This window comes from Niveispirillum sp. FG156, assembly GCF_057809555.1.
On sequence record NZ_JBMDKE010000011.1, the window covers coordinates 115,297 to 139,368 of the forward strand.

The window sequence follows — 24,072 nt, forward strand, 5'->3', positions numbered from 1 at the left end:
TACCTTGGCGCAAGCCCATTCGCCTGTCCAGATGGCGCGGCGTCGCAGTTGTTGCACAAAATTTAATCAGCACCTGCCCATGTGCGCGCCGAATCCTCCTGCGGCCTTGTGGCGAACCCAGGTTTTTCGCGCCGAACACCATGGAAATGGCACGCGGCACGGTTCTTGTAAGTTAAACTGCCGGGACACCGGTGTTGCGCCGGTGCCGGCATCCTTAGTCTTGATCTGTTCCATGCAGAGGAAAGGGAGAGCGCAATGAAGCTCGTCGTGGCCATCATCAAGCCGTTCAAGCTGGACGAGGTGCGCGAGGCCCTGACGGGACTTGGCATCCAGGGCCTGACCGTCTCGGAGGTGAAGGGGTTCGGCCGTCAGAAGGGCCAGACCGAGATCTATCGCGGCGCTGAATATTCCGTCAGCTTCCTGCCCAAGGTGAAGGTGGAAGTGGCCGTCACGGATGAGCTGTCGGACAGCGTAGTCGATGCCATCCAGAAGGCCGCCAATACCGGTCGCATCGGTGACGGCAAGATTTTCGTCCTGGACGTCGTGCAGACCGTGCGCATCCGCACCGGCGAACAGAATGGAGATGCACTGTAAGTTTGTTCCCTCAGGCGCCGGGCGCCGCCATCCGGCGGCTTGGCTCACGCCGCATCTGCGGCGGGCCGGCGGTCGCCGGCCTGAGGTGTTTGGTCATTAAGTCCAGTCGTACAGTGACGTTCAGGCCCGTTCGCGGAACCTTCCGCGAACGGGTTTTCCTGATTCGTTCACAGGAAATTTTCGATTCGCATCAAGGGCTTACGAAGGTTTTCAACGTTTTTCTCAATGTTTATCCACAAGCCCTTGTAACAAGATGATTCTTCACCCCTGGCCGCCCCGAATGGGCTGCTTGTGCCGGGGGTGGGCGGCGGCTACACTCAGGCGCATCTCCGCCGCCCGCCGTGCGGCCACACTGATGCTTTGCCAGCAGCAAGGGCCATGATGTTCGACGCCGCCAGTTCCTTTAAGGCGCCCAGCCGTAACGAGATGATGTCGGCCCTGCCGGAATATCCGTTTCCCCGGCTGGCGGCCTTGCTGTCCGATGTCACGCCGCTGGCCAATGTCGCGCCCAGCATCCTGACCATCGGGGAACCGCAGAACAATCCGCCTGCCCTGTTGACCGATATGCTGGCGGCATCCGCCCCCGCCGCCTGGGCCAAATATCCACCGACCGCCGGCACGCCGGAATTCCGGGCCGCGGCGGCCTCCTGGCTGGCGCGCCGTTTCAACCTGCCCGACGGTTTCGTGCCTGCCGACAAGGCGGTGTTGCCCGTCTGCGGCACGCGCGAGGCGCTATATCAGCTGCCGCAACTGCTGGTGCCCAAGACCAAGGCCGGCGGGCGGCCCGTCGTCTTGATCCCCAATCCCTTTTACGCCGTCTATCTGGGGGCGGCCCTGATGGCGGGCGCCGAACCGGTGATGCTGGACGGCACGAAGGAGACAGACTTCCTGCCCGATCTGGACAGCGTTTCGGAGGAGATCTGGGAACGGACATCCCTGTTCTATCTCTGCACGCCGGCCAATCCGCAGGGTGCGGTGGCCAGCCTGGACTATCTGAAGCGTGCCCTGACCCTGGCCCGCCGGCATGGCTTCACCCTGGTGATGGATGAATGCTATGGCGAGCTTTGGCACAATGTGGCGCCGGCGGGCGGCATGGATGCGGCCCGCGAGCTGGGCGGGGAGAACCCACTTTCCAATCTGATGTGCTTCCATTCGCTTTCAAAACGATCCAGTGCTGCCGGGCTTCGTTCCGGTTTCATGGCAGGTGATCCGACCCTGATCGCTGGCTTTACGCGGCTGCGAGCTTATTCGTTGGCGGGCATGCCGCTGCCGGTGCTGGCCGCGTCCGCCGCGCTCTGGTCCGATGATGCGCATGTGGCGATCAACCGCGCCTATTACCGCGCCAATGTTGACGCGGCAGAGGCGATCCTGGAAGGCAGGCTGGGCTATTACCGGCCCGATGCCGGCTTCTTCCTGTGGCTGGACGTCACGGGCGTGGCCGCCAACGGGGAAGAGGCGACGAAGCGCCTATGGCGAGAGGGTGCCATCAAGGTGCTGCCCGGTGCCTACCTGACCCAGCCGCATGAAGATGGCTATAATCCGGGCGACCGCTATATCCGCGTCGCCCTTGTTCATGATGCTGACAATGTGGCCCGGTCGATGGAACGGCTGGCCCGCATCCTGTCCTGATCCTTTTCGACCCGCTGACCGGACGAGCGCCCATGCCGAGCCGCCCCGCACCCCAGACACCGTCCCAAGGCCGCGTGGCCCCGCGCGGTCCCGCGCCCGGCCCCGGTCCAGGCGGGGGGCTGGTTCCGCGCAAGTCGAGCCTGCTGCCTGAGGGCATGCTGGCCTTCGCCCTGCGCCGCATGGTGGAAGGGGTGGGGCTGGTCATCATCCTGATCGGTTTGGCGCTGCTGGTCTCCTTCCTGTCCTATGACAGCCGCGATCCGTCATGGAGCACGGCGGTGCCTGCCGACAAGGCGATGGCGCGCAACCTGCTGGGCACGCCCGGTGCCTATACGTCGGACCTGTTCCTGCAATCGCTGGGCTATGCCGCCTATCTGCTGCCCCTGTTCCTGCTGGGTTGGGGCTGGCGCGTTTTCAGGCATCGGCCTGTGCATAATCTGGCGCTGCGGGTGCCGCTGGCGCTGGCGGCGGTGCTGCTGATGGCGATGGCCATGGTCTGTCTGGCCGGCGGCAATGCCGCCTGGGGCGGGCCGGCGGGTGCCCTGCTGGTGAAGCCGATCCTCAATCTGGTGGTGGCCCTGGCCGGCGGCGTGTCGGGGCCGCTGATCGGTCTGGTCCTGCTGATCCCGGCCTTGTTCCTGTGCCTCTGGGCGCTGGATATCAGGCTGTGGGAGGTGGCGGAGTTCTTCCGGGGGCTGCGCCGTCAGGCAGGACGTTTCAAGGATGCCCGGCTGGCCGGGGAAGATGAAGATGTGGCGGAAGCGGCGGTGCCGCCGCCGGCCCCCGCCCCGCGCTGGGGCGGAAAGCCCGCTGTTGCCAAGCCCGACACCGACGCCCCGCGTGGCGCGCTGGTCGATGGCATGCGGGCCAAGGCCGCAGGCCTGCTGTCCCGGCTGCGTCCCGGCACCGCGAAGAAGGATATCGTTGCCCCCGCTGCCGCCGGTGGGTCCCGTGTCGCCCCCTCCCTGGGCAGTCAGGGGCAGGAGGTAGCGCCGGCCACCGCTCCCTCGGCTGACCAGCCGCATGATCCGCCCGCCACCTCGTCTGAAGAACGCCGCCGCCACGCCCCGCCGGTCGTGGCACCGGCGCCCAAGCCGTTGCCCGAAGTGGCGCGTAAGGTGGAAAAGGCCCGGCAGGCCAACCTGCTGCTGGAGCCGGAGGCGCGCGGCGATTACGAGCTGCCGCCCGTCGATATCCTGCAACTGCCCCCGCATGGCGTCGGCCCGCTGATGAGCGAGGAGGCGTTGCAGCGCAATGCCGAGATGCTGGAAAGCGTGCTGGAGGATTTCGGCGTGCGCGGGCAGATCGTGAAGGTCAGCCCCGGCCCCGTGGTCACCCTCTACGAACTGGAACCCGCCCCGGGCGTCAAATCCTCCCGCGTCATCGGTCTGGCCGACGATATCGCCCGCTCCATGTCGGCGGTGTCGGTGCGCGTGGCCGTGGTGCCGGGCCGCAATGTCATCGGCATCGAAATGCCGAACCAGCGGCGCGAGACCGTGTATCTGCGCGAATTGCTGATGTCGGACGCCTATGAAAAGAGCCAGCAGAAGCTGGCCCTGGTTCTGGGCAAGGATATTGGCGGCGGCCCCGTCATCGCCGATCTGGCCCGCATGCCCCACCTTCTGGTGGCCGGCACTACCGGTTCGGGCAAATCGGTGGCCATCAACACTATGATTCTGTCGATCCTGTACCGGATGCCGCCGGACAAGTGCCGCTTCATCATGGTCGATCCCAAGATGCTGGAACTGTCCATCTATGAGGGCATTCCGCATCTGCTGGCCCCCGTCGTGACCGATCCGAAAAAGGCCGTTGTGGCCCTGAAATGGGCGGTGCGGGAGATGGAGGACCGGTATCGCAACATGTCCAAGCTGGGCGTGCGCAATATTGACGGTTACAACGCCCGTCTGAAAGAGGCGCGCCAGAACGCGGAGGTGCTGACCCGCCGCGTGCAGACCGGTTTCGATCCCGACACGGGCAAGCCGATCTATGAGGAACAGCCCATCGACCTGACGGAGCTGCCCTATATCGTCGTCATCGTCGACGAGATGGCCGACCTGATGCTGGTGGCCGGCAAGGATATCGAGGCGGCGATCCAGCGTCTGGCCCAGATGGCCCGCGCCGCCGGCATCCACCTGATCATGGCGACGCAGCGCCCGTCGGTGGACGTCATCACCGGCACCATCAAGGCCAATTTCCCCACCCGTATCAGCTTCCAGGTGACCAGCAAGATCGACAGCCGCACCATCCTGGGCGAACAGGGCGCAGAGCAGCTTCTGGGCCAGGGCGACATGCTGTACATGGCCGGCGGCGGCCGCATCACCCGCGTCCATGGGCCGTTCGTGCGCGACGAGGAGGTGGAACAGGCTGTTCGCTTCCTGAAGGCCCAAGGCGAACCCGCCTATGTCGATGCCGTGACCGAGGAAGAGGAGGAGTTCGATCCCTCCGAGGCCGGCGGCGGTGGCGAGGGCGGCAAGGGTGGCGAGCCTACGGGCGATGACCTGTATGATCAGGCCGTGGCCGTGGTGACGCGCGAGGGCAAGGCATCGACCAGCTTCATCCAGCGCCATCTGCGCATCGGCTACAACTCCGCCGCCCGCCTGATCGAGCGGATGGAGAAGGAAGGCGTGGTCAGCCGCGCCAACCATGCCGGCAAGCGCGAGGTCCTGGCCCGTGACCCCGATGACCGGGAACGGGTGAATTAAGCTCAACAAGCCAGGGTCAGGCTGGATAATGACGCTCATGAAACTGCTGAAACTGTCCGGCCTGCTGCTTTTGCTGGCATTGCTACTGGGCACGGGCTGGCTGTTTATAAACGTGGAGCGTCGGCCCGCCGATGCGCCGCTGGTTTCCGCGCCCATGCCCGGTGCGCCGGTCGGCATGGATGGCGGGGCCGTTGCCTGGATGGCCGAGCTTTATCGGGACAGCGGGGTGCCATCCGTCACGGCGGCAGTGGGCCTCAAGGGGGAACTGCTGTGGGCCGGCGCCATCGGCCATGCCGACCTGTCGGCGGCGACACCCGCCACGCCGGAAACGCGATACCGCATCGGCAGCATTTCCAAGCCCATCACCGCCATCACGGCAATGCGGCTGCAGGAAAAGGGCGTCATCGACATTGATGCGCCGTTCGCCACCTATGTCCCGGATTTCCCCTCCGCCCCCGTCGGGTACAGCCTGAAACAGCTTCTGTCGCATCAGGCCGGCATCCGGCACTATGCGGGCATGGCCGAGGCGTGGAGCGACACGCCATACCCCACGACAAGCGATGCTGCCGCCGTCTTCGCCGCCGACCCGCTGCTGTTCCCGCCCGGCAAGGGCTTCGCCTATAGCAGCCACGGCTACACGCTGGTGGCGCTGGCCCTGGAAAAGGCGGCGGGGCAGGGGTTTGAAACGCTGGTGCAGGGGGAGGTTCTGGGTCCCGCCGGCATGGGGCGCACGCGGCTGGACCGCAAGGGTGTGAGGGATGCTGATGATGCCACCGGCTATATGCGGGCGGGCGGCCTGCTGTTCCCGGTGTTTGCCGATGATCTCAGCAACCGATATGCGGGCGGCGGTTTCCGCTCCACCGCCATCGATCTGGTGGCCCTGGGCAATGGCCTGACCACCGGCGCGCTGCTGCAAACGGCCACACGGGACCGGCTCTGGACCCCCGTCGCGCTGTCCGATGGGGCGATGAATCCCGAACGCTACGCATTGGGTTTCCGGGTGGGCGAGGATGAGCTGGGCCGCTTCGTCCATCATGGCGGCACGGCCAATGGCGGCGCCGCCATGCTGCTGATCTATCCCGACCTGGGCCTGACCGTCGCCCTTTGCACCAATGACAGCGCCGGCGATGCCGCCTTCGACCGTCTGGCCGCCGCCCGGCGTCTGGCCCGGTTGTTTACGGGTAAATGAGCATAGGCCTGTATCCCGCCATTTCATGAATAACTATTGAACATGCTCTACGCCCGGATGCATCCTGACGCCTGTTTCGGCATCGGATCAGGGGCATCCCATGGATATCGGCATATTCACGCAGCTTTTCCCCCAGGCGCCGCAGGACCATCTGACCCAGATGGCGGCACAGGCGGATGGGCTGTTCGGGGCCTTCGGTTTCTCGGATGCGGGCAAGGATAACCGGCTGCCCTATTTCCTGGCCAATGTCGGCCATGAATCGGGCGGCTGCACCATTACGCATGAGAATTTGACCTATTCCACCGCCGCCCGCCTCTGCGCCGTCTGGCCCAGCCGCTTCCCGAACGAGGCCGCGGCACAGCCGTTCGTGAACAATCCCGAAGCGCTGGCCAACAATGTCTATGCGGGGCGCATGGGCAATACCCAAGCGGGCGATGGCTATCTATTCCGGGGGCGCGGCTATATTCAACTGACGGGCCGCGACGCCTATGCCGCCGTGGGCAAAGCGGCGGGTCTGGATCTGGCCAGTAATCCCGATCTGGCGGCGGCCCCGGAAAACGCGCTGCGGGTCGCCTGCGGCTTCTGGGCCTGGAAGGGCCTGAACCCGATCTGCGACACGGGCGATTTCAACAGCGTCGTGAAGAAGATCAATGGCGGCCTGAACGGTCTGGACGACCGCAACGCCTGGCTGGCCAAGGTCCGCAAGGTCCTGGCCGGGCAAAGCGTGCGCGATCCGAATGCCAGAAGCACCATCCAGGCCGTACAGCAGGCCCTGAACAGCCGTGGCTATACAGAGGTCGGCACCGCCGACGGCATCTGGGGCAATAACAGCCAGAAGGGCGCCGACCGGTTCCGCCGGGAGAACAGCCTGAGCGGGGTGGGCAACAAGGTGGATACGACGCTGTTGTCGGCGCTGGGATTGTAAGCGTTGCTCCGCGGATTACGCTTCGCCAATCCACGCTACAGAATGCTGGCACTGCGTAGCGTGGATTAGGCGTGGCCGTAATCCGCGGGTGCCCAGACGTGCATCACACCCGCGCAAACCGCGCTGGTTTGCCAAAGAAACGGGTGGCGAGGTCGGTGATGCGGGCGCTGTCGCCCGTGGTCAGGAAGCCCACCTCGCCCAGGCCCGCCCGGTCGAATTCCGGGTGGCGGGTCAGGTAGGCGGACAGGCTTTTGGCGGTCAGGTCGGGCTGAGACAGCACCTCCACGCCTGCCGGCAGGGCGGCGGTGAACAGGTCGGCGGCCAGGGGGTAATGGGTGCAGCCCAGCATCACGGCCTGCGGCGGCACGCCTTCAAGCTGCGTCATCAAGCCATCTGCGTAGCGGTTGACGGCATCGCGCAGGCGGGCGGGGTCGGCGTCAGCCTCGATCAGGGGAACCAGATCGGGGCATGCCTGCTGCACCACCCGCACCTCCGGCGCGCGGGCGGCGATTTCACGGGGATAGGCGCCGCTATCGACGGTGCGACTGGTGGCGAAGATGCCGATGGTGCGCGGTTCCCCCGCCTGCCGGCTGGCCGCGATATCGGCCATCCAGGGCTGACCCGTCACCGCTTCCACCATGGGAACCAGCACGCCCAGCACGCGCCGTCCGGGCCAGGCCTGGTCCAGCCAGGTCTGCTGCAACCGGCGCAATGCCACGGCGGACGCGGTGTTGCAGGCCAGGATGACCAGCCCGGCCCCCCGGTCGAACAGGCGCGACACGCCGGCCAGCGTCAGGTGATAGATCTCTTCGGGGGGGCGGTCGCCATAGGGGGCGTCGGCATGGTCGCCCAGATACAGGAAATCATGGGTCGGCAGGGTCGCGTGCAAGGTCCGCAGCACCGTCAGCCCGCCATGGCCCGAATCAAAGACGCCGATCATCCTGAACCCTGCCCCCTTCACACCTTGCTGGGTGTTTAACACGGGTTTGCGGCGAAGGAAGGGCATTTCGCCCGCTTGCAAGCTGCTGCCAGCTGTGCCTAATACCAGCGGCTGGAAATACCGGCTGGTCCCGCGTTGGAGCGTTCATAAAGCCATGTCCCTGCTGACCCGTTCCCTGTTCGCCGCCTCCCTGACCCTGGCCACCCTGCCGGCCCTGGCCGCCAACCAGGATACGAACCGCCTCGTCGGCCAGACTATGGGCGAGATTGCCCGGCAGGCCGATCAGCCGGCGGCCCGTGCGCCCGCCGCCGCCCCGGCGGTGCAGCTGCCGGCGGCTAGCAACCTGCCCACTATGGGCGAGGTGGTGAAGCAGCAGGACGCGCAGGCCAAGGCCGCCGCCGCGGCTGCACCCGGCTGTACCCGCCCGCATGTGCCGGGCAAGCTGCCCGATGGCAAGACCGCGACCGAGGCGGAAATGCGCGACGCGCAGGTGGCCGTGAAGACCTATGTCACGCAGTCGGAAGCCTTCAATGCCTGTCTGGACAAGCTGGTGAAGGTCAGCCTGAACAAGATCTCCGCTCGCGAATATCTGGCCCTGATCCAGCAATATGATCTGACCGTCACGGCCATGCAGATTTTCGCCGAACGGTTCAACGTGCAACTCCGCGCCTTCAGGGCCCGGACCGGCGCACAGCCCAGCGGGCAGTAAAAGTTCACGTAGGTCAGGTCGAGCCGCAGGCGAGCCCTGACAGCAATGGATTGAAAGCCTTGTCTGTCAGGACGGGGCTCACGCCCCGGCCTGATCTACGGCATGCCTCTCACATGAAATCCGCTTCTTCATAGAGCGGGCGGATTTCCAGTTCGCTGGGGCCCGGCATCGGGTTCGGACAGCGCCTGGCCCAGGCCAGGGCTTCTTCCATATCCTTCACCTGCCAGATCCAGAACCCGGCCAGTTGCTCGGTCGTGTGGCCGAACGGGCCGGGACGGACCGTGCGCCCGTCACCGTCAAAGGCGATGCGATAGCCGGCGGCGGTGGGCTTCACCCCATCACCGGCCAGCATGATGCCGGCCTTGATCAGTTCCTCGTTGAAGGCACCCATGGCGGTCAGCAGCTCCATGGACGGCATCCGGCCCTGCTCGCTATCCTCGGTCGCCTTTACGATCACCATCACGCGCATTGTCATCTCCTTGGGATTTGATCCAGGGAAAGGGTTTCCATCCTGCCCCGATATCCCAAGGACGGGGCGGGGGCCGTGATGCCGACATGCCGGGTCCGAAAAATTTCAGCCCTTCACCAGGGTCAGTTTCGGGCGGCCCGGCGGCGGGTGATAACCCGGCAGGGCGGCAATCTGGCCCGCGATGACATTGGTGAAATCACCGATGCCGGGCCAGCTGGTCATCTTGCCGATCAGCCGCTTGCCCCGGAACACGAAGAAGACGGGAATGCCGTGCAGGCTGAACCGGTTCGCCATCTCCATGTCGTCATAGACATTGTCGTGCAGCCAGCGCACTTCCGGCCAGATGAAGCGCGGCGGGGCGGACAGGATGGCATGCTTGGCAATGTCGCAATTGGGACAATCACGGCCCCACAGGAACAGGATGCTCAGCGGCGGCACCCCTTCCTCGGCCAGCACCGTGTCCAACGCCGCGCTGCTGACCTCGCGCATCGGGAAACGCGTGAAAAAATCCGGTGGTGTGCCGGGATTGGCCGGATTGCCTGGATTGGACATCGGGTTTCCTCCGCCTTGTTATCGTGGACCCGCCAACAATTCAGGGGCGACCGCCTGTGTGCGGGGGCGCCAATGGGGTGATCTGCCCGGCACCTTTCGGCGACCGGTGACGCACCCCTTGTTTAGAGGGATTCTAGATGAACAGCGGCGTTGGGGGAAGCGGGGATCGGTGTCCCCGCAGGGCGGTTGCTACTGCAATTCCGCCAGACGCTCGGCCTCTTCCTGGGCGATCAGGGCGTCGATGACCTCATCCATTTCGCCGGTCATGAACCGGTCGATCTTGCCATAGAGGGTCAGGTTGATGCGGTGGTCGGTGATGCGGCCTTGCGGGAAATTGTAGGTGCGGATGCGTTCCGACCGGTCGCCGGAACCCACCTGGCTCTTACGGTCGGCGGCGCGTTCAGAGGCCAGACGCTGACGTTCGGCCTCGTACAGGCGGGCGCGCAGCACCTTCAGGGCCTTGGCCTTGTTCTTGTGCTGGCTCTTTTCGTCCTGCTGGCTGACCACGATGCCGGTGGGCAGGTGGGTGATACGTACGGCGCTGTCGGTGGTGTTCACCGACTGCCCGCCAGGACCGGAGGAGCGGAAGACATCGATGCGCAGGTCGCGCTCATCGATATGGATATCCACCTCTTCGGCTTCCGGCAGCACGGCGACGGTGGCGGCAGACGTGTGGATGCGGCCCTGCGTTTCCGTGGCCGGCACACGCTGTACCCGATGCACACCCGATTCGAACTTCAGGCGGCGGAACACGCTGCGCCCCGTAATGGTGGCGCTGGCTTCCTTGTATCCGCCGATGCCCGTCTCGCTGACATCCATGGTCTCAAACCGCCAGCCCTGGGCGGCGGCGTAGCGCTTATACATTTCGAACAGTTCGGCGGCGAACAGGGCCGCCTCGTCCCCGCCGGTGCCGGCGCGCACCTCCAGGATGGCGTTGCGTTCGTCCGCCTCATCCTTGGGCAGCAGGGCCAGCAGGATACGGCGTTCCAGCTCGGGCAGGCGGCGCCTGGCCTCGGCCAGTTCGTCGGCGGCCAGATCGCGCATCTCTTCATCATCACCGGCGGCCATGGCCTCCAACTCGGCCATGTCGGCGTGGGCGCGGCGCATCTCGGTGATGGCGGCGGCGACGGGTTCCAGCTCGGCATATTCCTGGCTGGCCTTGACAAAGGCATCACCGTTGAGCGCGCCCGACGCCAAACCGTCGCGCAGCTCATCGAAATGCCGCATCACCTTTGCCAGCGGTTCGCCAAATCTGGTTTCAAAATCCGACACGGGGAGAATGCCTGTCCAAATACGCCGTCGCGCGTGGGTATAGGCCATTGCCGGCCTGCGGTCACCCCGAAATGAAAAAGCCCCGTCCGGTTGCCCGAACGGGGTAGCAGGCTAGAACTGCCCGATGAAGCTGTGGGGAGCGGTCGAAGGCCGCTCCGAGGTCTTGAGGAACTGAAAGCTCCCTTACTTGGCGGCGATGGTCACGGTGACGGTGTCGGCATAGTCGCCGGCGATGTACTGGTCGGAGGCGGCGATGGTGACCTTCAGGTCGGACTTCTTGCCGAACTGCGCGGTGGCGCGGTCAACGACCATCTGGCTGGTCAGGGCGCCGCCCTGGCCGTCATAATTGACGGAGTAATCGATGGTGAAGTTGCCGGACTTCAGCTTGCCGGCATTGGCCGAGGCGAGCGTGATCTTGTAGCCGGAGCCGGAATTGCAGGTCTCGGTGACCGAACCGACCGTCTTGGCGGTTTCGCCGGCCTTGAGGGCCAAAGACTGGTTCAGGTCCTGGACGGCGATGGTGCAGGACAGAGCGACATTGCCCTTCAGCTGGATCGTGCCGGACGCGTTCTGGGCCATGGCGGGGGCGACGATGGCGGAAGCGATCAGGGCGGCGGCGGCGGTCTTGGCGAAGAACTTGGTCATGTCGGTCTCCATCGGTTCGTTGGGGTGAGGCGTTGTTGCCTTCATGGGAACCTAGGATTGCAGCCGACGTGCCAAGCATTGGCACACCCTGGAAGTTGAGGGTTTCTGCGGCTTTTGGGTATGTGGCCTATCTCGGTTGGCCTATTGCATAACGCAAAATTGCAAAATGCATGTTGCCATGTGCAAATATTCTTGCAAATAGCAAGCATCGCCGTGCCAGCGACACAACCTAAGCTAAAGGTTAGGTTTTTGGGAAGTTCAGGGCTCGCGTGTGCGCTCGGTGGCGACGCGACCGAATACGGGCTGGCCTTGGGGGGAGAGGACGCGCTGGCGTTCGCGCACCTTGGCGCGGGCGGCGCTGGCATAGATCTGCTTGGACGCTTCCACCATATGGACGCCGGCAAAGGCGCGGAAGCAGCGATGGCCCAATTCCTCCACCGCCGGCGCGCTGGCCAGCATGAAGCGCAGGCGGGTGGGCGGCAGGAACAGGGCGCAATCCTCCCGCTCCGGCACGAACATATTGGCCTTCAGGGTGCTACGCAGCTGCCCCGGTGTGAAGGGGCTGCCCTGGCCAAACGGCGTGCTGTCGGATCGGGCCCAGATCCCGCGACGGTTGGGCACCACCGTGATCAGGCGTCCGCCGCCTGCCATCACCCGCCAGATTTCCCGCATGAGGGGCCGCAATTCCTCGGTACATTCCAGACCGTGGATCAGCAGGATGCGGTCGATGGACATGTCGGGAAAGGGCAGCTCCGCCTCATCCGCCAGGGTCACCTGACCGGGGCCGTCGGGGGGCCAGGCGATCACGCCCTGGCTGGCTGGCATCACGGCCATCACACGCTCCGCCTCTTCCTGGAACATGGTCAGATAGGGCGTGGCATAGCCGATGCCCAGCACACGCTGTCCCCGCAGGTCGGGCCATAATTCCCGGATACGGCGGCGGATCAGGCGGCGCACCACCTGTCCCGTGCTGGAGCGATAGAATTCGCGAAGATCAAGGACGTCACTGTACATGCGCCGCAGGATATCACGGCACCAACGCGCATGCATGACAAAGAAAGGGCAAAAGAAAAGCCGGCTGTGCCTGGCACGCCGGCTGTAGATGATCATCCCCGGATCGGCGAGACACGTCCAGGGTTCCATCCCGGTGGGCGCTTGGTTTCCCAAAGCACCTCACGGCAGGGCGGACAATACGCGAAAGCCGGTGCCCCGCCAGCCATGAATGCTGTTTGCTGCCGTCATTTGCCGGCTGCGTCACATTTGTGCAACATGGTGCGGCGCAATGAGCACGCTGTGCCGCGCACGCGATCCTTCCATTCGGCGTATAATCTACTACACTTGGGATTAATCCGAAGTGAATGACCATGGGCGTTTCGCATGGTCTGGGGGATGGTGGATGGCAGAAGGCCTCTGGCTCCTGTTGGCGAACCTATTCGTGGCGCTGATTTATGCAGCCACGGGGTGGGCCGGTATGCAGGTTCCGTTCGCGGGCGAGGCGGTCACCCTGATCTGGCCACCCACCGGCATCGCCTTTGCTGCCGTATGGCGCTATGGCCCCCGCCTGCTGCCCGGTGTCTTCCTGGGTGCCTTTGCCCTGAATCTGCTGAATTTCGCCAACCCGGTCTTCGCCATATCGGTCGGCCTCGGCAACTGCCTGCCGGCACTGGCGGCCTGGGTCTGGCTGCGACAGGCGCGTGGACCGCAGCCCTTGTTCGATGGGCCGTCCGGTCTGATCGCCTTTTTGGCAGTCCCCGTTTTGCTGACCCCGATGTTGAGCGCGTCCGCCGGCATTCTCTCGTCACTCGCCGGTGGGGCCGACCTGGGTGAAGGGCTTGCCAGCGCCTGGGTCAGCTGGTGGGTTGGTGATACCATGGGCGTGCTGCTGGTGGCCCCGCCACTGATCCTGATGGCGGCCCCCGGTGCCACGGCGCTGCTGCGTCGCCGCTGGGGCACGGCTTTGGGCCTGGTGCTGGTCGGGGCTGTTGTGTTGGGGACGATGGCGCTGGTCGATACGCTCTGGCTGCGGGAGGCGGGGCGGCTGGTGCTGTTCTGCCTGATCCTGGCGGCGGGGCTGCGCCTCGGGCTGCTGGGGACCTCCATCTACACGCTGCTGGTGGCTACGGGCCTGACCCTGCTGACGGCACAGGGCCTGGGCCCGTTCGCATCGGCGGATTACCATGCCAGTTTCGCCACGCTGCTGGCGGCCCTGTCCATTCTGGCCGTTGCCGGGCTGGCGCTGGCCACTGTCATGGCCACCCTGCGCCGCGTGATGCAGGCTGAACGTGACGCACGCCATCAGGCCGAACAGGCCCTGACCCGTCTGTGCCAGACGCAGGATAATCTGGTGCAGGCGGAAAAGATGGCCTCGCTGGGCCGTCTGGTCGCCGGCATCGCGCATGAGGTGAACACGCCCGTCGGCACGGCCCTGGCCGCCGCCACGCGTCTGGCCAATGACACGCGCGGGATCGAACAGGCGCTGGCCACCGGCACGCTGCGGCGCGAGCAGATGAATGAATATATTGATGCGACATCGCTGGCCGCTCGCATCCTACAATCGAATATGGAGCGCGCGGCAAGGCTGATCGAAAGCTTCAAGCATGTGGCCGTGGACCGCACGCGCCAGGATCGCCGCCGTTTCGATCTGGCCGGATATCTGGAAGAGGTGGTGATCTCGCTGCGCCCGCAGACGCGCAAGACCCCGCACGCCATTGCGCTGACGGGCGCCACCCGCCTGCCGGTGGACACCTATCCCGATGCGGTGGCGCAGCTTGTCACCAATCTGCTGGTCAATGCCGTCACCCACGCCTTTGTCGATGGGCAGACGGGTCGGATTGAGCTGGACCTGCGCGCCGATGAGGATGGCTGGGTGGAATTGCGGGTTCGCGATGATGGCAAGGGTCTGCCGCGCGAACAGCTGGACCGGGTGTTCGAACCCTTCTTCACGACGGGCCGCGAACGTGGCGGCAGCGGCCTGGGCCTCTATCTGGCCTATAGCCAGGTCAGCCAGAAGCTGGGCGGCACCCTGATTGTGGAAAGCAGTCAGCCCGACAATGGCACCTGCTTCCTGGCCCGGTTCCCGGCGGTGGCCCCGCCGGCCAGCGAGACGGGCGAGGTTCGCCCCACGCCGCCGCCGCCCATCGACCTTGCCGCCAAGCGCCGCAGCGCCTGACGGCTCGATTTCTTACCAATCCGCCGATCGGTGGCCCGGCGTCTGAGGGAAATTCACATCACGGTGCCAGGAATTCCCGGACCTTCGCGACCGTGGCTGCCGGGTCTTCTTCCTGCGGCATGTGGCCCAGGCCGGGGAAGCTGACCAGGGTGCTGTTGGGCAATGCTGCCTGGAACTTGGCCGGCGTCGTGGCGAACGCGACCAGCCAGTCCTTCTCCCCCCAGACCAGCAGTGTCGGCGCCTGGATGGTTCGCAGGGTTTCCGTCGGGTCCTGGATCATATAGGCGGCGGCGCGTTGCAGCCGGGCCGGACGCACGCCGGGCGACAGCCAGGAATGATAATAGGTGTCCAGCATCTGCTCACTGAACCGCGCCGGGTCGCCATAGAGCGGGGCCATCATGGCCCGGACCGCATCACGCTTCAGCGAATAGGGCAGGGCCTTCATGGCGGACGGCAACTCGACCTTCTGCCCGAACCCGATACCCAGCAGGGGGAAGCCGCCAGGTGCAACCAGCACCAGCTTCTCCACCCTATCCGGATTGGCCGCCGCGAAATGCCAGGCGATCTGCCCGCCCAGCGAATTGCCGATCAGGGTGGCCTTCTCCACCTTCAACGTATCCAGCAGCGCCTTCAACTGCACCGCGTCGCGTTCCGGGCTGTAGGTGCCGGCGGGGTCCGGCCCCGTCAGGCCATGGCCTGACAGATCATAGCGGATGACGCGGTGATCCTTGGACAGGTCGGCGGCCCAGCCGTCCCAGCTTTGCAGCATGGAGGCGTTGCCATGGATCATCACCAGGACCGGTGCTGCTTCCGGCCCCTCCTGCCGCACGTGGAAGCGCAGGCCCGATGCCTCGACAAAATCACCGGGTCCGCGTGCGAACTTTGCCTCAGCCTCGGCCCGCGACAGGTCGGGCGTCCAGGCCCACCACGCAAAGCCCCCCACCCCCGCCACGATCAGCAGCAGCAGGCCCAACAGGATTTTTCCCAAAAGCCGCATCATATCCCCCCAGGATCTGGTTCTCTATTGGGGCAAGAGCATGGGCAATGCGCAGCCTGTCGGCAAGCCAAATGAAATCTGAATCGATGTTCAATTCAATGGCAGGCTTGACGCCCTCTGGCACATGGCGCAAAGCCTGCGGCGTTCCTCGTACAGACCGAAAGCCAGCCCATGCCCCGCCCCGTCATCGCCATTGATGGTCCTGCCGCGTCCGGTAAGGGCACGCTTGCCCGCAAGGTGGCGGCGGCCATGGGCTTTGCGCTGCTGGACACGGGCGCGCTGTACCGTGGCGTGGCGCTGACCATGATCCGGGCCTGTATCGATCTGGGCGATGCGGAGGCTGCGACCGCCACGGCGCGCGGTCTGACGGCGGCGGATATCGACCGTCTGACCCATGATCCCGACCTGCGTCTGGATACGACCGCATCCGGCGCCTCGCGCGTGTCGGCGGTGCCCGGCGTGCGCCAGGCCCTGTTGGATTTCCAGCGCGACTTTGCCGCCAACCCGCCGGGCGGGCTGCCGGGGGCGGTTCTGGATGGGCGCGATATCGGCACCGTCATCTGCCCCGATGCCCCGGTGAAGCTGTTCGTGACGGCCAGCGTGGAGGTCCGCGCCCGGCGCCGGTTCGCGGAATTGCAAGGGCGTGGGGAGAAGCCGGACTTCGCCGATGTCCTGGCCGACATGCAGGCCCGTGACGACCGTGACACCAAACGCGCCGTCGCCCCCCTGGTGCCGGCACCCGATGCGGTGATCATCGACAATTCCGACATGAACCCACAGCAGGTGCTGGATGCGGCCCTTAAGGTCGCACGGGAAAAAATCCGTCAAGCTTAAATATTCTCGTATTGCGTGTTTTCACCGAGATTGAACTTTCAATAAAATTGCATAAGCTGATGGGATGCATTCTCAGCGGGTGATAAATCATGGCGATTTCAGGTGGCGGTCTCAGTGACACGCTGTTTAAGGTCATCAACAGCAACAGTTCCGCTGTCGCCTCCGCCAAGGTCGCTCTGGCGGAGAGGAAAGCCGCCCCCGCCCCTGCGCCAGCAGCGCCTCCCGGCAACTCTGAAGGTGCGTCGGGTGCCCCCACCGATGTGATCCGTCTGTCGGACGAGGCCAAACAGGCGCTCCGCGCGGAGCAACAGCGCTCACGGCAGGAGATTATTGCAAAATTCGGTCGGTTGCGGGTCGCTGGTGACACAGAGGAAGAGCGGCAGCGGCGCCAGCGTGCCGATGCCGTGCGCGATGAATTCAATCGCTATGGTGATGTGGCGTCAGAGCGCGGAAAGAAGGTGGCCGATAGTCTTTTTGACGCGTTGGGCGTGGTTTTACCAACGGGGCCCGATCCGGCAAATCTTCCGCCTGCTGGTATTGGTTACACGGGTGCGATCAATGATGTTCTGAACCGCAATCCCGATCTGCCACAGATGGAGAAATCGGAAGCATTGCAAGCCTGGGAGGCGGAGCGCGATGCCGAAAGCGATCCAGAGCCTCCATTGCCTGAGATTATGAATAAAGTATCCGAAATCTATGCCTTCCTGCCTGGAACGGAAGGTCATGGCAGCAATCAGGTCAGCGTGTATTTTGACAATGCCAGTATGGAAAAACTCGCCAGCTTGAGCGAGGAGCAGTTGCGGGCAAGCCTGAAGGCTTTTGGTTCGGATACAGGCGTTTCGGAGCAGGTGAAGAACAGCAATATCGGGGCCTATATGGCCAGTGGTCTTGGCCTCTATGATCCGCAGGTTCCCGGTGTTGAGATGGCGGGCTTTGCAGTGATGGATCCTGACAATGCCGCTGGCGCGCCGCTGATGACGCTGCATTCCAGAAGCATCCCCGACCATGTCCGTGAGAAGGGCGTCGATATGATCGTCGGCATGGTCAATCTGTTGAAGCGATCCTATCCGGCGCAGAAGCCCGTTTCTGCCTGACACCCATGCGCGGAGCACTGCGGAAAGCAGGAGGCTCCGCCGACTCTATCGGTTGCGGGGATGGCCCATCGCGGCTATAAGACCCGCCTGTCCCGAAGGACATGAAGGATCGTGACGCGAGCGGACGACCACCGGGGGGAACCCTGGGGGCGCGTCGATGCCCGCGTTTTTGCTTGTAAAACGTCCTCACCGGTGCGTGTCACCGGTGCCGCCATGGCCTTCAACCGGTCTTTCGTCCAGACATTCCGTCTGGCCTGCCGGTCTCTTCGGGGCACGCGTACCAAGCCGTCGGACGTGGTGTCCGGCGCGGCGGTGGCAAAGTTTCTCGACCGGCTCGGGCGTGCCGGAAGCGGGGGGCGGCGTCGCCGTTGTCTGCAACCCGAAACAGTTTGCCCATTGGAGTTCAAATGGCACAGGTTTCCGCCGCGAAGGAAAGCTTCGCCGCTCTGCTTGAAGAGTCCTTCGGTTCCTCCGACAGCCTGGAAGGCACCGTTGTCAAGGGCCGCATCCTCAGCATCGACAATGACCAGGTCCTGATCGATGTCGGCCTGAAGTCCGAGGGCCGCGTCGCCCTGAAGGAATTCGCCGTTCCCGGTCAGCCGATCGAGCTGAAGGTTGGCGATACCGTCGAAGTTTACCTGGAGCGCATGGAAGACAAGAATGGCGAAGCCGTTCTGTCGCGTGAAAAGGCCAAGCGCGAGGAAGCCTGGACCCTGCTGGAAAAGTCCTTCACGGACCAGTCCCGCGTCACCGGCATTATCTTCGGCCGCGTCAAGGGTGGCTTCACCGTCGATCTGAATGGCGCCGTGGCCTTCCTGCCGGGCAGCCAGGTCGATATCCGTCCGGTGCGCGACATCGCCCCGCTGATGGGCACGCCGCAGCCGTTCCAGATCCTGAAGATGGACCGCTCGCGCGGCAACATCGTCGTCTCCCGCCGCGCCGTGCTGGAAGAAAGCCGTGCGGAAGCCCGCTCCGAGCTGGTCGCCTCCCTCAAGGAAGGTCAGATCCTGCAGGGCGTGGTCAAGAACATCACCGATTACGGTGCGTTCGTTGACCTGGGTGGGGTTGACGGCCTGCTGCACGTCACCGACATCGCCTGGCGCCGCATCAATCACCCGTCGGAAGCCCTGCAGATCGGCCAGACCGTTACGGTCCAGGTCATCCGCTTCAACTCCGAGACCCAGCGCATCAGCCTCGGCATGAAGCAGCTGGAGGCCGATCCGTGGGAAGGCGTGGAAGCCAAGTACCCGCCGCAGGCCAAGTTCAAGGGTCGCGTCACCAACATCACCGACTACGGTGCGTTTGTGGAGCTGGAGCCCGGTATCGAAGGTCTGGTGCACGTCTCCGAGATGAGCTGGACCAAGAAGAACGTCCATCCGGGCAAGATCGTTTCCACCTCGCAGGAAGTGGAAGTGATGGTCCTGGACGTGGATCCGGTGAAGCGCCGTATCTCGCTTGGTCTGAAGCAGACCATGCAGAACCCCTGGGAAGCCTTCGTCGAGAAGTTCCCCGGCGGCACCGAGCTGGAAGGCGAAGTCAAGAACATCACCGAATTCGGTCTGTTCGTGGGTCTGCCCGGCGACATCGACGGTATGGTGCACCTGTCCGATCTGGACTGGAACACCCCCGGCGAGCAGGCGATCCAGGAATACAAGAAGGGCGATCAGGTCAAGGTCAAAGTCCTGGACGTTGACGTTGAGAAGGAACGCATCTCTCTGGGCATCAAGCAGCTGGCTTCCGATCCGTTCGAGCAGGCTGCCGCTGGCGTCAAGAAGGGCGATGTCGTCACCTGCACCGTGACGCAGATCACCGAAGGCGGCATCGAGGTCGAAGTGGGCGAAGGCTTCACCGGCTTCATCCGCAAGTCCGACCTGTCGCGCGAGCGTTCGGAGCAGCGCCCCGACCGCTTCGCCGTTGGCGAAAAGGTCGATGCCAAGGTCACCCAGGTCGATCGCGGTTCCCGCAAGATCGGCCTGTCGATCAAGGCCAAGGAAGTCGAAGAAGAGAAGTCCGCAATGGCCGAGTTCGGCTCGTCCGACTCGGGCGCCTCTCTGGGCGACATCCTGGGTGCAGCCCTGAAGCGCAAGCAGCAGAACGACTGATCCGGAAACGGATCAGCCCTCTGTCAGGGTTGAGAGTATGCGAAGGCCGCCGGGGCAACCCGGCGGCCTTTTGCTTTTGGCATTGGCAATGCCCGATGGTGTCGATCAGGTCGATCCGGGGCCGGACCTGATCTTGGCGGACGGGGATTGGATCGACAGCAGATACCAACATCATCATGCCGTCCCGACCGCTCATCGAGGATATGCAAACCATCCGTGACAGCGGCGTTTCCACGAATATGTATGAAAATGAGAGTATGTATAAAATTTCAAATAAATACGCTTGGAATGGTTGTATCTTGTGGTTGTAGCATCACATGCTGAATAGCCAATTGAAAGAAAATTTCTTATCCGTCCCAGGACGGCCAACGGTGGCCGTCATCGTAGTCGTCACTTCCAAGCGTCGGGAATTGTTCCGCAATAGGAGAACCCATGGCCCTGATCAACGGTACCACCGCCGCCGAAACCCTGACCGGTGGCGCCGAGAATGACATCATCACTGGCGGTGGCGGTCGCGATCAGATCGCTGGTGGTGCCGGCAATGACACGCTGAGCGGCGGCAGCGGTGGCGGGGCCACCATCAAGGGTGAGGCTGGCGACGATGTCATCTATGGCGATGACGGGATCGGTTACGTGCGTAGTGGCGACAATGTGCAGGGTGGTGAGGGCAACGACCATCTCTATGTCGGGCGCAGCGATACCGTTGCCGGCGGGACGGGAAGCGATGTTTTCCATTTCCCGCGCTATCTCCCCTATTCTGGCGGCATGGCAATTATCACCGATTTTGATGTGGCCAGCGATCGCATAGACCTCACCAACATGAGCGGAGAACGTGGCATCGCCAGCTTCTCCGTGGCCAAGGACCTGATCAGCGCCACGACATACCAGGGCAAGGCAGGCACCGCCGTTACCGTCAACTATGACGGTGGCACCAGCATCATCCTGTTCCTGGAGGGAGTGACGGCCAGCCAACTGACGGCGGCCAATTTCCTGGTGACGGGCGCTACCAGCAATCCAAGCGGCATTTTCTCCACCGGTTTGCGTGATCTTTACGGCACCCTGGGCAATGATAGCATCAATGGCAGCGTCAACGATGAGCGTCTTTATGGCGACGCTGGCAACGATACGCTGTTTGGCGGCACCGGCACCGATACGCTGATCGGCGGAGCGGGCAACGATGTCTTCGTCCATTCGGGTGACGGGGCTGTCACGATTCAGGATTTCGAGCAGGGCAACGACCGGATCGACCTGCGTGACTTCGGCGTCCGGGACTTCGCCATGCTGCGGGAGATCATGACGGCCGCCCCTGCCGGTGGGACGGTGATCGCCACCCGCGGCATTTCCGGCAGCGACCGCCTGATTGTCGGAACCGAGATCTCGAAGCTGACCGCCGCCGATTTCATCTTCGCGCCCGCTGATTACGGCATGCGGCTGGTCGCCGACCAATATACCTCGAATATCTTGGCCGGGAACGGCAACGATACCATCACCGGTGGCAGCGGCATTAACTTCATCCTGGCTGGTGCCGGGGACGACCGCATCATCGTCTCCAGCGGCTTCGACACCCTGGTCGGCGGTTCCGGCAAGGATGTGCTGGTTTTCAGTGATGCCGGCTATAGCTATGGCTACCGTGGCACCTATTTCCGCGACTTCACACAGGGGGAGGATCGGATCGACCTGCGGGCGACTGGTATCGCCAGCCTGGACACGCTGAAGTTACTGGGCTTCACCACCGTCATCGAAGGCAACAAGCAGGTGACGGAGTTCGTCATCGACCTTCCAGGCGGTGGCGAGGCGGATCTGATCCTGGCCATTGATCCCGCCCGTCTGACAGCGGCAGATTTCATCTTCGAGGATAGCGCGACGGCCCGCACCAATACCGAGGCGCCGGTCGGCGGTACACTCTATGGCGGCTTGGGCAATGATGTCCTGCGCGGCGCTGGTAGTGGCTGGCTTTATGGGGATGCTGGTAACGATACTCTGACGGGCGGTAGTGGCGACCGGTTGGTCGGCGGTAGCGGACGGGATGTTTTCCGCACGGAACTGCGCGGTTCCTATTACTCTGTGGTCAAGATTACCGATTTCAAGCAAGGCGAGGACCAGATCGACCTGTCGCCCTGGGGCATTCATGACTTTGCCACTTTCTCAATGATCCTGGCGGATGACCGGTTGTATGGCAGGTTAAACTTCCTGACCGCAGCGATGGATGTCGGTGTCCCCGCAGCTAAGCTGACTGCACAGGACTTCGTCTATGCGACCGATGACGGCCGGGCCCAGTGGCTGACGGCGTCCAACACGATATACACCGACACGTCAAAGCCTGTGCCGCTGGTCGGCGGCGCCGGTAATGATATGGTCCGTGGCGGCAAGTATTCAGACTGGTTGGTGGGTGGGGCTGGCGATGACACGCTGGTGGCGACCGGTGGTGAAGACATCCTCGCCGGCGGTGCCGGCAGCGATCTTTTCGTCATCATGCCCAGCAGCAATTCGACTACACGCGCTTCGATAATCGACTTCACCCGCGGTGCCGATAAGATCGACCTGTCTGCCACCTCGATCAACAGTTTCCAAGCGCTGCTTGCATCCTCTAATCCCATCCTGGGGACGTCAGGCATTTTTACGCGTATCCAAGCTGATGGCGTCAGCGTGGATATCCGCACCGACCGGTCCAAGCTGACGGTGGCTGATTTCATTTTCGCTCCCAACCCGACAGGCAGTCTTAATCTGACGACGGCACTCAGCGGGGAGATCAACCTCTTTGGGGGTGCCGGCAACGACACGCTTGAAGGATCGCAGGTATCGCAACTGCTCTTCGGCGGGGATGGCGACGACACCTTCATCGCCGGGTCCCTGACGACCACCGCGGGTAACGATACGATTATCGGCGGTACGGGTCTGGATCGTGTTGTCTTTGGTGATACCTCCCGTAGCTATCAGATCGCGACCTTAAACAATGTCACCACCGTCACCAAATCGGGAGGTGAGAAGACGTTGATCACCGGTGTGGAAAAGCTGGTGTTCAACGACCAGACCATTGATCTGTCTGGAGGGGCCGTCCCGACGTTGAAACTGTCAGGCGGCGCGGTTCGTGAAGGGCAATCGGGCACATCGGCCAATCTGGCCTTCACCGCCACCCTGTCGGCAGCCGGAACGTCGGATGTCACTTTCAGTTTCACCGTAAGGGCCAGCACCACCGTCGAAGCTGTCAGCAAGACCGTGACCATTCCGGCGGGTTCCACCAGCGTCACCGTGCTGGTGCCCGTGAAGGGCGACGTTCTGGTGGAGGCGGATCAAAGCGTGCTGGCCACGGTGAGCGATCTGTCCGGTGCTCTTTTTGCCAACAGCAACGGTCGGTACCTCTACGCCACCGGTACCGTCGTCAATGATGACTTCCAGGCAGGCTTCAGTGTGGAGGCATACCGCGCCTTGAATGGCGGCCTGGGCAGTGATGCCGCCGCCATGCAGGACTATATCGCCAATGGCCGGGCGGCTGGCAAGGTCGCCAGCGGCTTTGATGCCGAGGCCTACGCTGCCTTCAATCCCGAACTCTACCGGTCGTTCGGCCTGAACGCCTCCGCCCTTTTGAACCATTTCGTGAACACGGGTCGGACAGAAGGACGTGTCGCTGAAGGGTTTGACGCCATGGCCTATACGGCACTGAATCCCGATCTGTTTGGTGCTTTCGGCACCAACCGTCAGGCCCTGGTCGAACACTTCATCACGAGCGGCCGGGCGGAAGGGCGCCTCACTGCCGGTTTCGACGCAGAAGCCTATGCGGCGTTGAATCCCGACCTTTTCCGCGTCTTCGGCCTGAATGAATGGGCGCTGATCAGCCACTATATCCAGTTCGGGCGAGCCGAAGGACGAAGTGCCATCGGCTTCAGCGCGGAAGCCTATGCCGCCTTCAACAGCGACCTCTACAATGCCTTCGGGCTGGACCATGCCGCCCTGGTCCGCCATTACGTCGATTATGGCCGGGGTGAGGGGCGGCTTGCCTATAATGGCACGGCGCAGGGGCTGGTTCCTACCGCACCCCTGGACCTGCTGGCCTACGTGCCGCGCAGTGACTTTGCCTACATGGACGCATGATCGACTGTAGACGCTGTTAGGAATGACATCTGATTGTGCAAAACCGCCTCCCCGGATATTCACCGGGGAGGCGGGTATTCTTGACTTGGGGTAAATTTTAACAGGCGCTAGAGCGTGTTTCCGTTGACCGGAATCACGCTCTAGCTTTTCGTTTCCTCAAG

At 63.6% G+C, this 24,072-nt stretch carries 18 protein-coding genes; 11 read left to right on the plus strand and 7 right to left on the minus strand.

Going from position 1 to position 24,072, the window contains the following annotated elements; genetic code table 11:
* Nucleotides 1-255 precede the first annotated feature (255 nt).
* The 5 genes from ACODSP_RS09190 (at nt 256) to ACODSP_RS09210 (ending at nt 7,039) form a co-directional block, all read left to right on the plus strand.
* Nucleotides 256-594 (plus strand): P-II family nitrogen regulator, encoded by a 339-nt coding sequence (locus ACODSP_RS09190; RefSeq protein WP_102112969.1) that lies wholly within the window; start codon nt 256-258, stop codon nt 592-594.
* 378 nt (nt 595-972) lie between these two features.
* A complete protein-coding gene (locus tag ACODSP_RS09195; RefSeq protein ID WP_488965308.1) occupies nt 973-2,223 on the plus strand; it encodes an aminotransferase class I/II-fold pyridoxal phosphate-dependent enzyme in 1,251 nt (416 codons plus the stop codon).
* Between the two features lie 32 nt (nt 2,224-2,255).
* Complete coding sequence (locus tag ACODSP_RS09200; RefSeq protein ID WP_488965309.1) at nt 2,256-4,925, plus strand: DNA translocase FtsK; 2,670 nt, start codon at nt 2,256-2,258, stop codon at nt 4,923-4,925.
* A gap of 37 nt (nt 4,926-4,962) precedes the next feature.
* Entirely contained in the window at nt 4,963-6,114 is a 1,152-nt protein-coding gene (locus tag ACODSP_RS09205) for a serine hydrolase domain-containing protein (RefSeq protein ID WP_488965310.1), read from the plus strand.
* 100 nt (nt 6,115-6,214) lie between these two features.
* Nucleotides 6,215-7,039: a glycoside hydrolase family 19 protein gene (locus ACODSP_RS09210; RefSeq protein ID WP_488965311.1), complete on the plus strand. Its 825-nt coding sequence runs from the start codon at nt 6,215-6,217 to the stop codon at nt 7,037-7,039.
* Between the two features lie 103 nt (nt 7,040-7,142).
* Here ACODSP_RS09210 and murI read toward each other — a convergent pair whose 3' ends face one another.
* Nucleotides 7,143-7,979, minus strand: coding sequence for a glutamate racemase (murI, locus tag ACODSP_RS09215; protein ID WP_488965312.1), 837 nt, complete (start codon nt 7,977-7,979; stop codon nt 7,143-7,145).
* Between the two features lie 154 nt (nt 7,980-8,133).
* On the opposite strand from murI, the gene ACODSP_RS09220 reads away from it, so the two are divergent.
* Nucleotides 8,134-8,688, plus strand: a complete 555-nt coding sequence (locus tag ACODSP_RS09220; RefSeq protein ID WP_488965313.1) for a hypothetical protein — start codon at nt 8,134-8,136, stop codon at nt 8,686-8,688.
* Nucleotides 8,689-8,797: 109 nt separating this feature from the next.
* On the opposite strand, the gene ACODSP_RS09225 is transcribed toward ACODSP_RS09220, so the two are convergent.
* The 5 genes from ACODSP_RS09225 to ACODSP_RS09245 form a co-directional block, all read right to left on the minus strand.
* Complete coding sequence (locus tag ACODSP_RS09225) at nt 8,798-9,157, minus strand: YciI family protein (protein ID WP_488965314.1); 360 nt, start codon at nt 9,155-9,157, stop codon at nt 8,798-8,800.
* Nucleotides 9,158-9,262: 105 nt separating this feature from the next.
* Complete coding sequence (locus tag ACODSP_RS09230; RefSeq protein WP_488965315.1) at nt 9,263-9,709, minus strand: YbbN family protein; 447 nt, start codon at nt 9,707-9,709, stop codon at nt 9,263-9,265.
* A 189-nt stretch (nt 9,710-9,898) separates the two neighbouring features.
* Entirely contained in the window at nt 9,899-10,981 is a 1,083-nt protein-coding gene (prfA, locus tag ACODSP_RS09235) for a peptide chain release factor 1 (protein WP_488965316.1), read from the minus strand.
* 183 nt (nt 10,982-11,164) lie between these two features.
* Nucleotides 11,165-11,626 carry a spore coat protein U domain-containing protein gene (locus ACODSP_RS09240; protein WP_245924101.1) on the minus strand — a complete coding sequence of 154 codons (462 nt, stop codon included), beginning with the start codon at nt 11,624-11,626 and terminating at the stop codon, nt 11,165-11,167.
* Between the two features lie 258 nt (nt 11,627-11,884).
* On the minus strand, nt 11,885-12,640 hold the full coding sequence (locus tag ACODSP_RS09245; protein WP_488965317.1) for a methyltransferase domain-containing protein: 756 nt from the start codon (nt 12,638-12,640) through the stop codon (nt 11,885-11,887).
* A 382-nt stretch (nt 12,641-13,022) separates the two neighbouring features.
* Here ACODSP_RS09245 and ACODSP_RS09250 point away from each other — a divergent pair, with 382 nt between their 5' ends.
* Nucleotides 13,023-14,795, plus strand: a complete 1,773-nt coding sequence (locus ACODSP_RS09250; protein ID WP_488965318.1) for an ATP-binding protein — start codon at nt 13,023-13,025, stop codon at nt 14,793-14,795.
* 58 nt (nt 14,796-14,853) lie between these two features.
* Here the strand turns inward: ACODSP_RS09250 and ACODSP_RS09255 are convergent, their stop codons facing one another.
* On the minus strand, nt 14,854-15,795 hold the full coding sequence (locus ACODSP_RS09255) for an alpha/beta fold hydrolase (protein WP_488965319.1): 942 nt from the start codon (nt 15,793-15,795) through the stop codon (nt 14,854-14,856).
* A gap of 168 nt (nt 15,796-15,963) precedes the next feature.
* On the opposite strand from ACODSP_RS09255, the gene cmk reads away from it, so the two are divergent.
* From cmk to ACODSP_RS09275, 4 genes are all read left to right on the plus strand, one after another.
* Nucleotides 15,964-16,626: a (d)CMP kinase gene (gene cmk / locus ACODSP_RS09260; RefSeq protein ID WP_488965320.1), complete on the plus strand. Its 663-nt coding sequence runs from the start codon at nt 15,964-15,966 to the stop codon at nt 16,624-16,626.
* Between the two features lie 89 nt (nt 16,627-16,715).
* Nucleotides 16,716-17,720, plus strand: a complete 1,005-nt coding sequence (locus ACODSP_RS09265; RefSeq protein ID WP_488965321.1) for a hypothetical protein — start codon at nt 16,716-16,718, stop codon at nt 17,718-17,720.
* Nucleotides 17,721-18,127: 407 nt separating this feature from the next.
* Complete coding sequence (gene rpsA, locus ACODSP_RS09270) at nt 18,128-19,822, plus strand: 30S ribosomal protein S1 (protein ID WP_054169461.1); 1,695 nt, start codon at nt 18,128-18,130, stop codon at nt 19,820-19,822.
* 432 nt (nt 19,823-20,254) lie between these two features.
* The gene (locus ACODSP_RS09275) at nt 20,255-23,911 is read left to right on the plus strand and encodes a M10 family metallopeptidase C-terminal domain-containing protein (protein WP_488965322.1); all 3,657 of its coding nucleotides are present in this window, start codon (nt 20,255-20,257) and stop codon (nt 23,909-23,911) included.
* Nucleotides 23,912-24,072 lie beyond the last annotated feature (161 nt).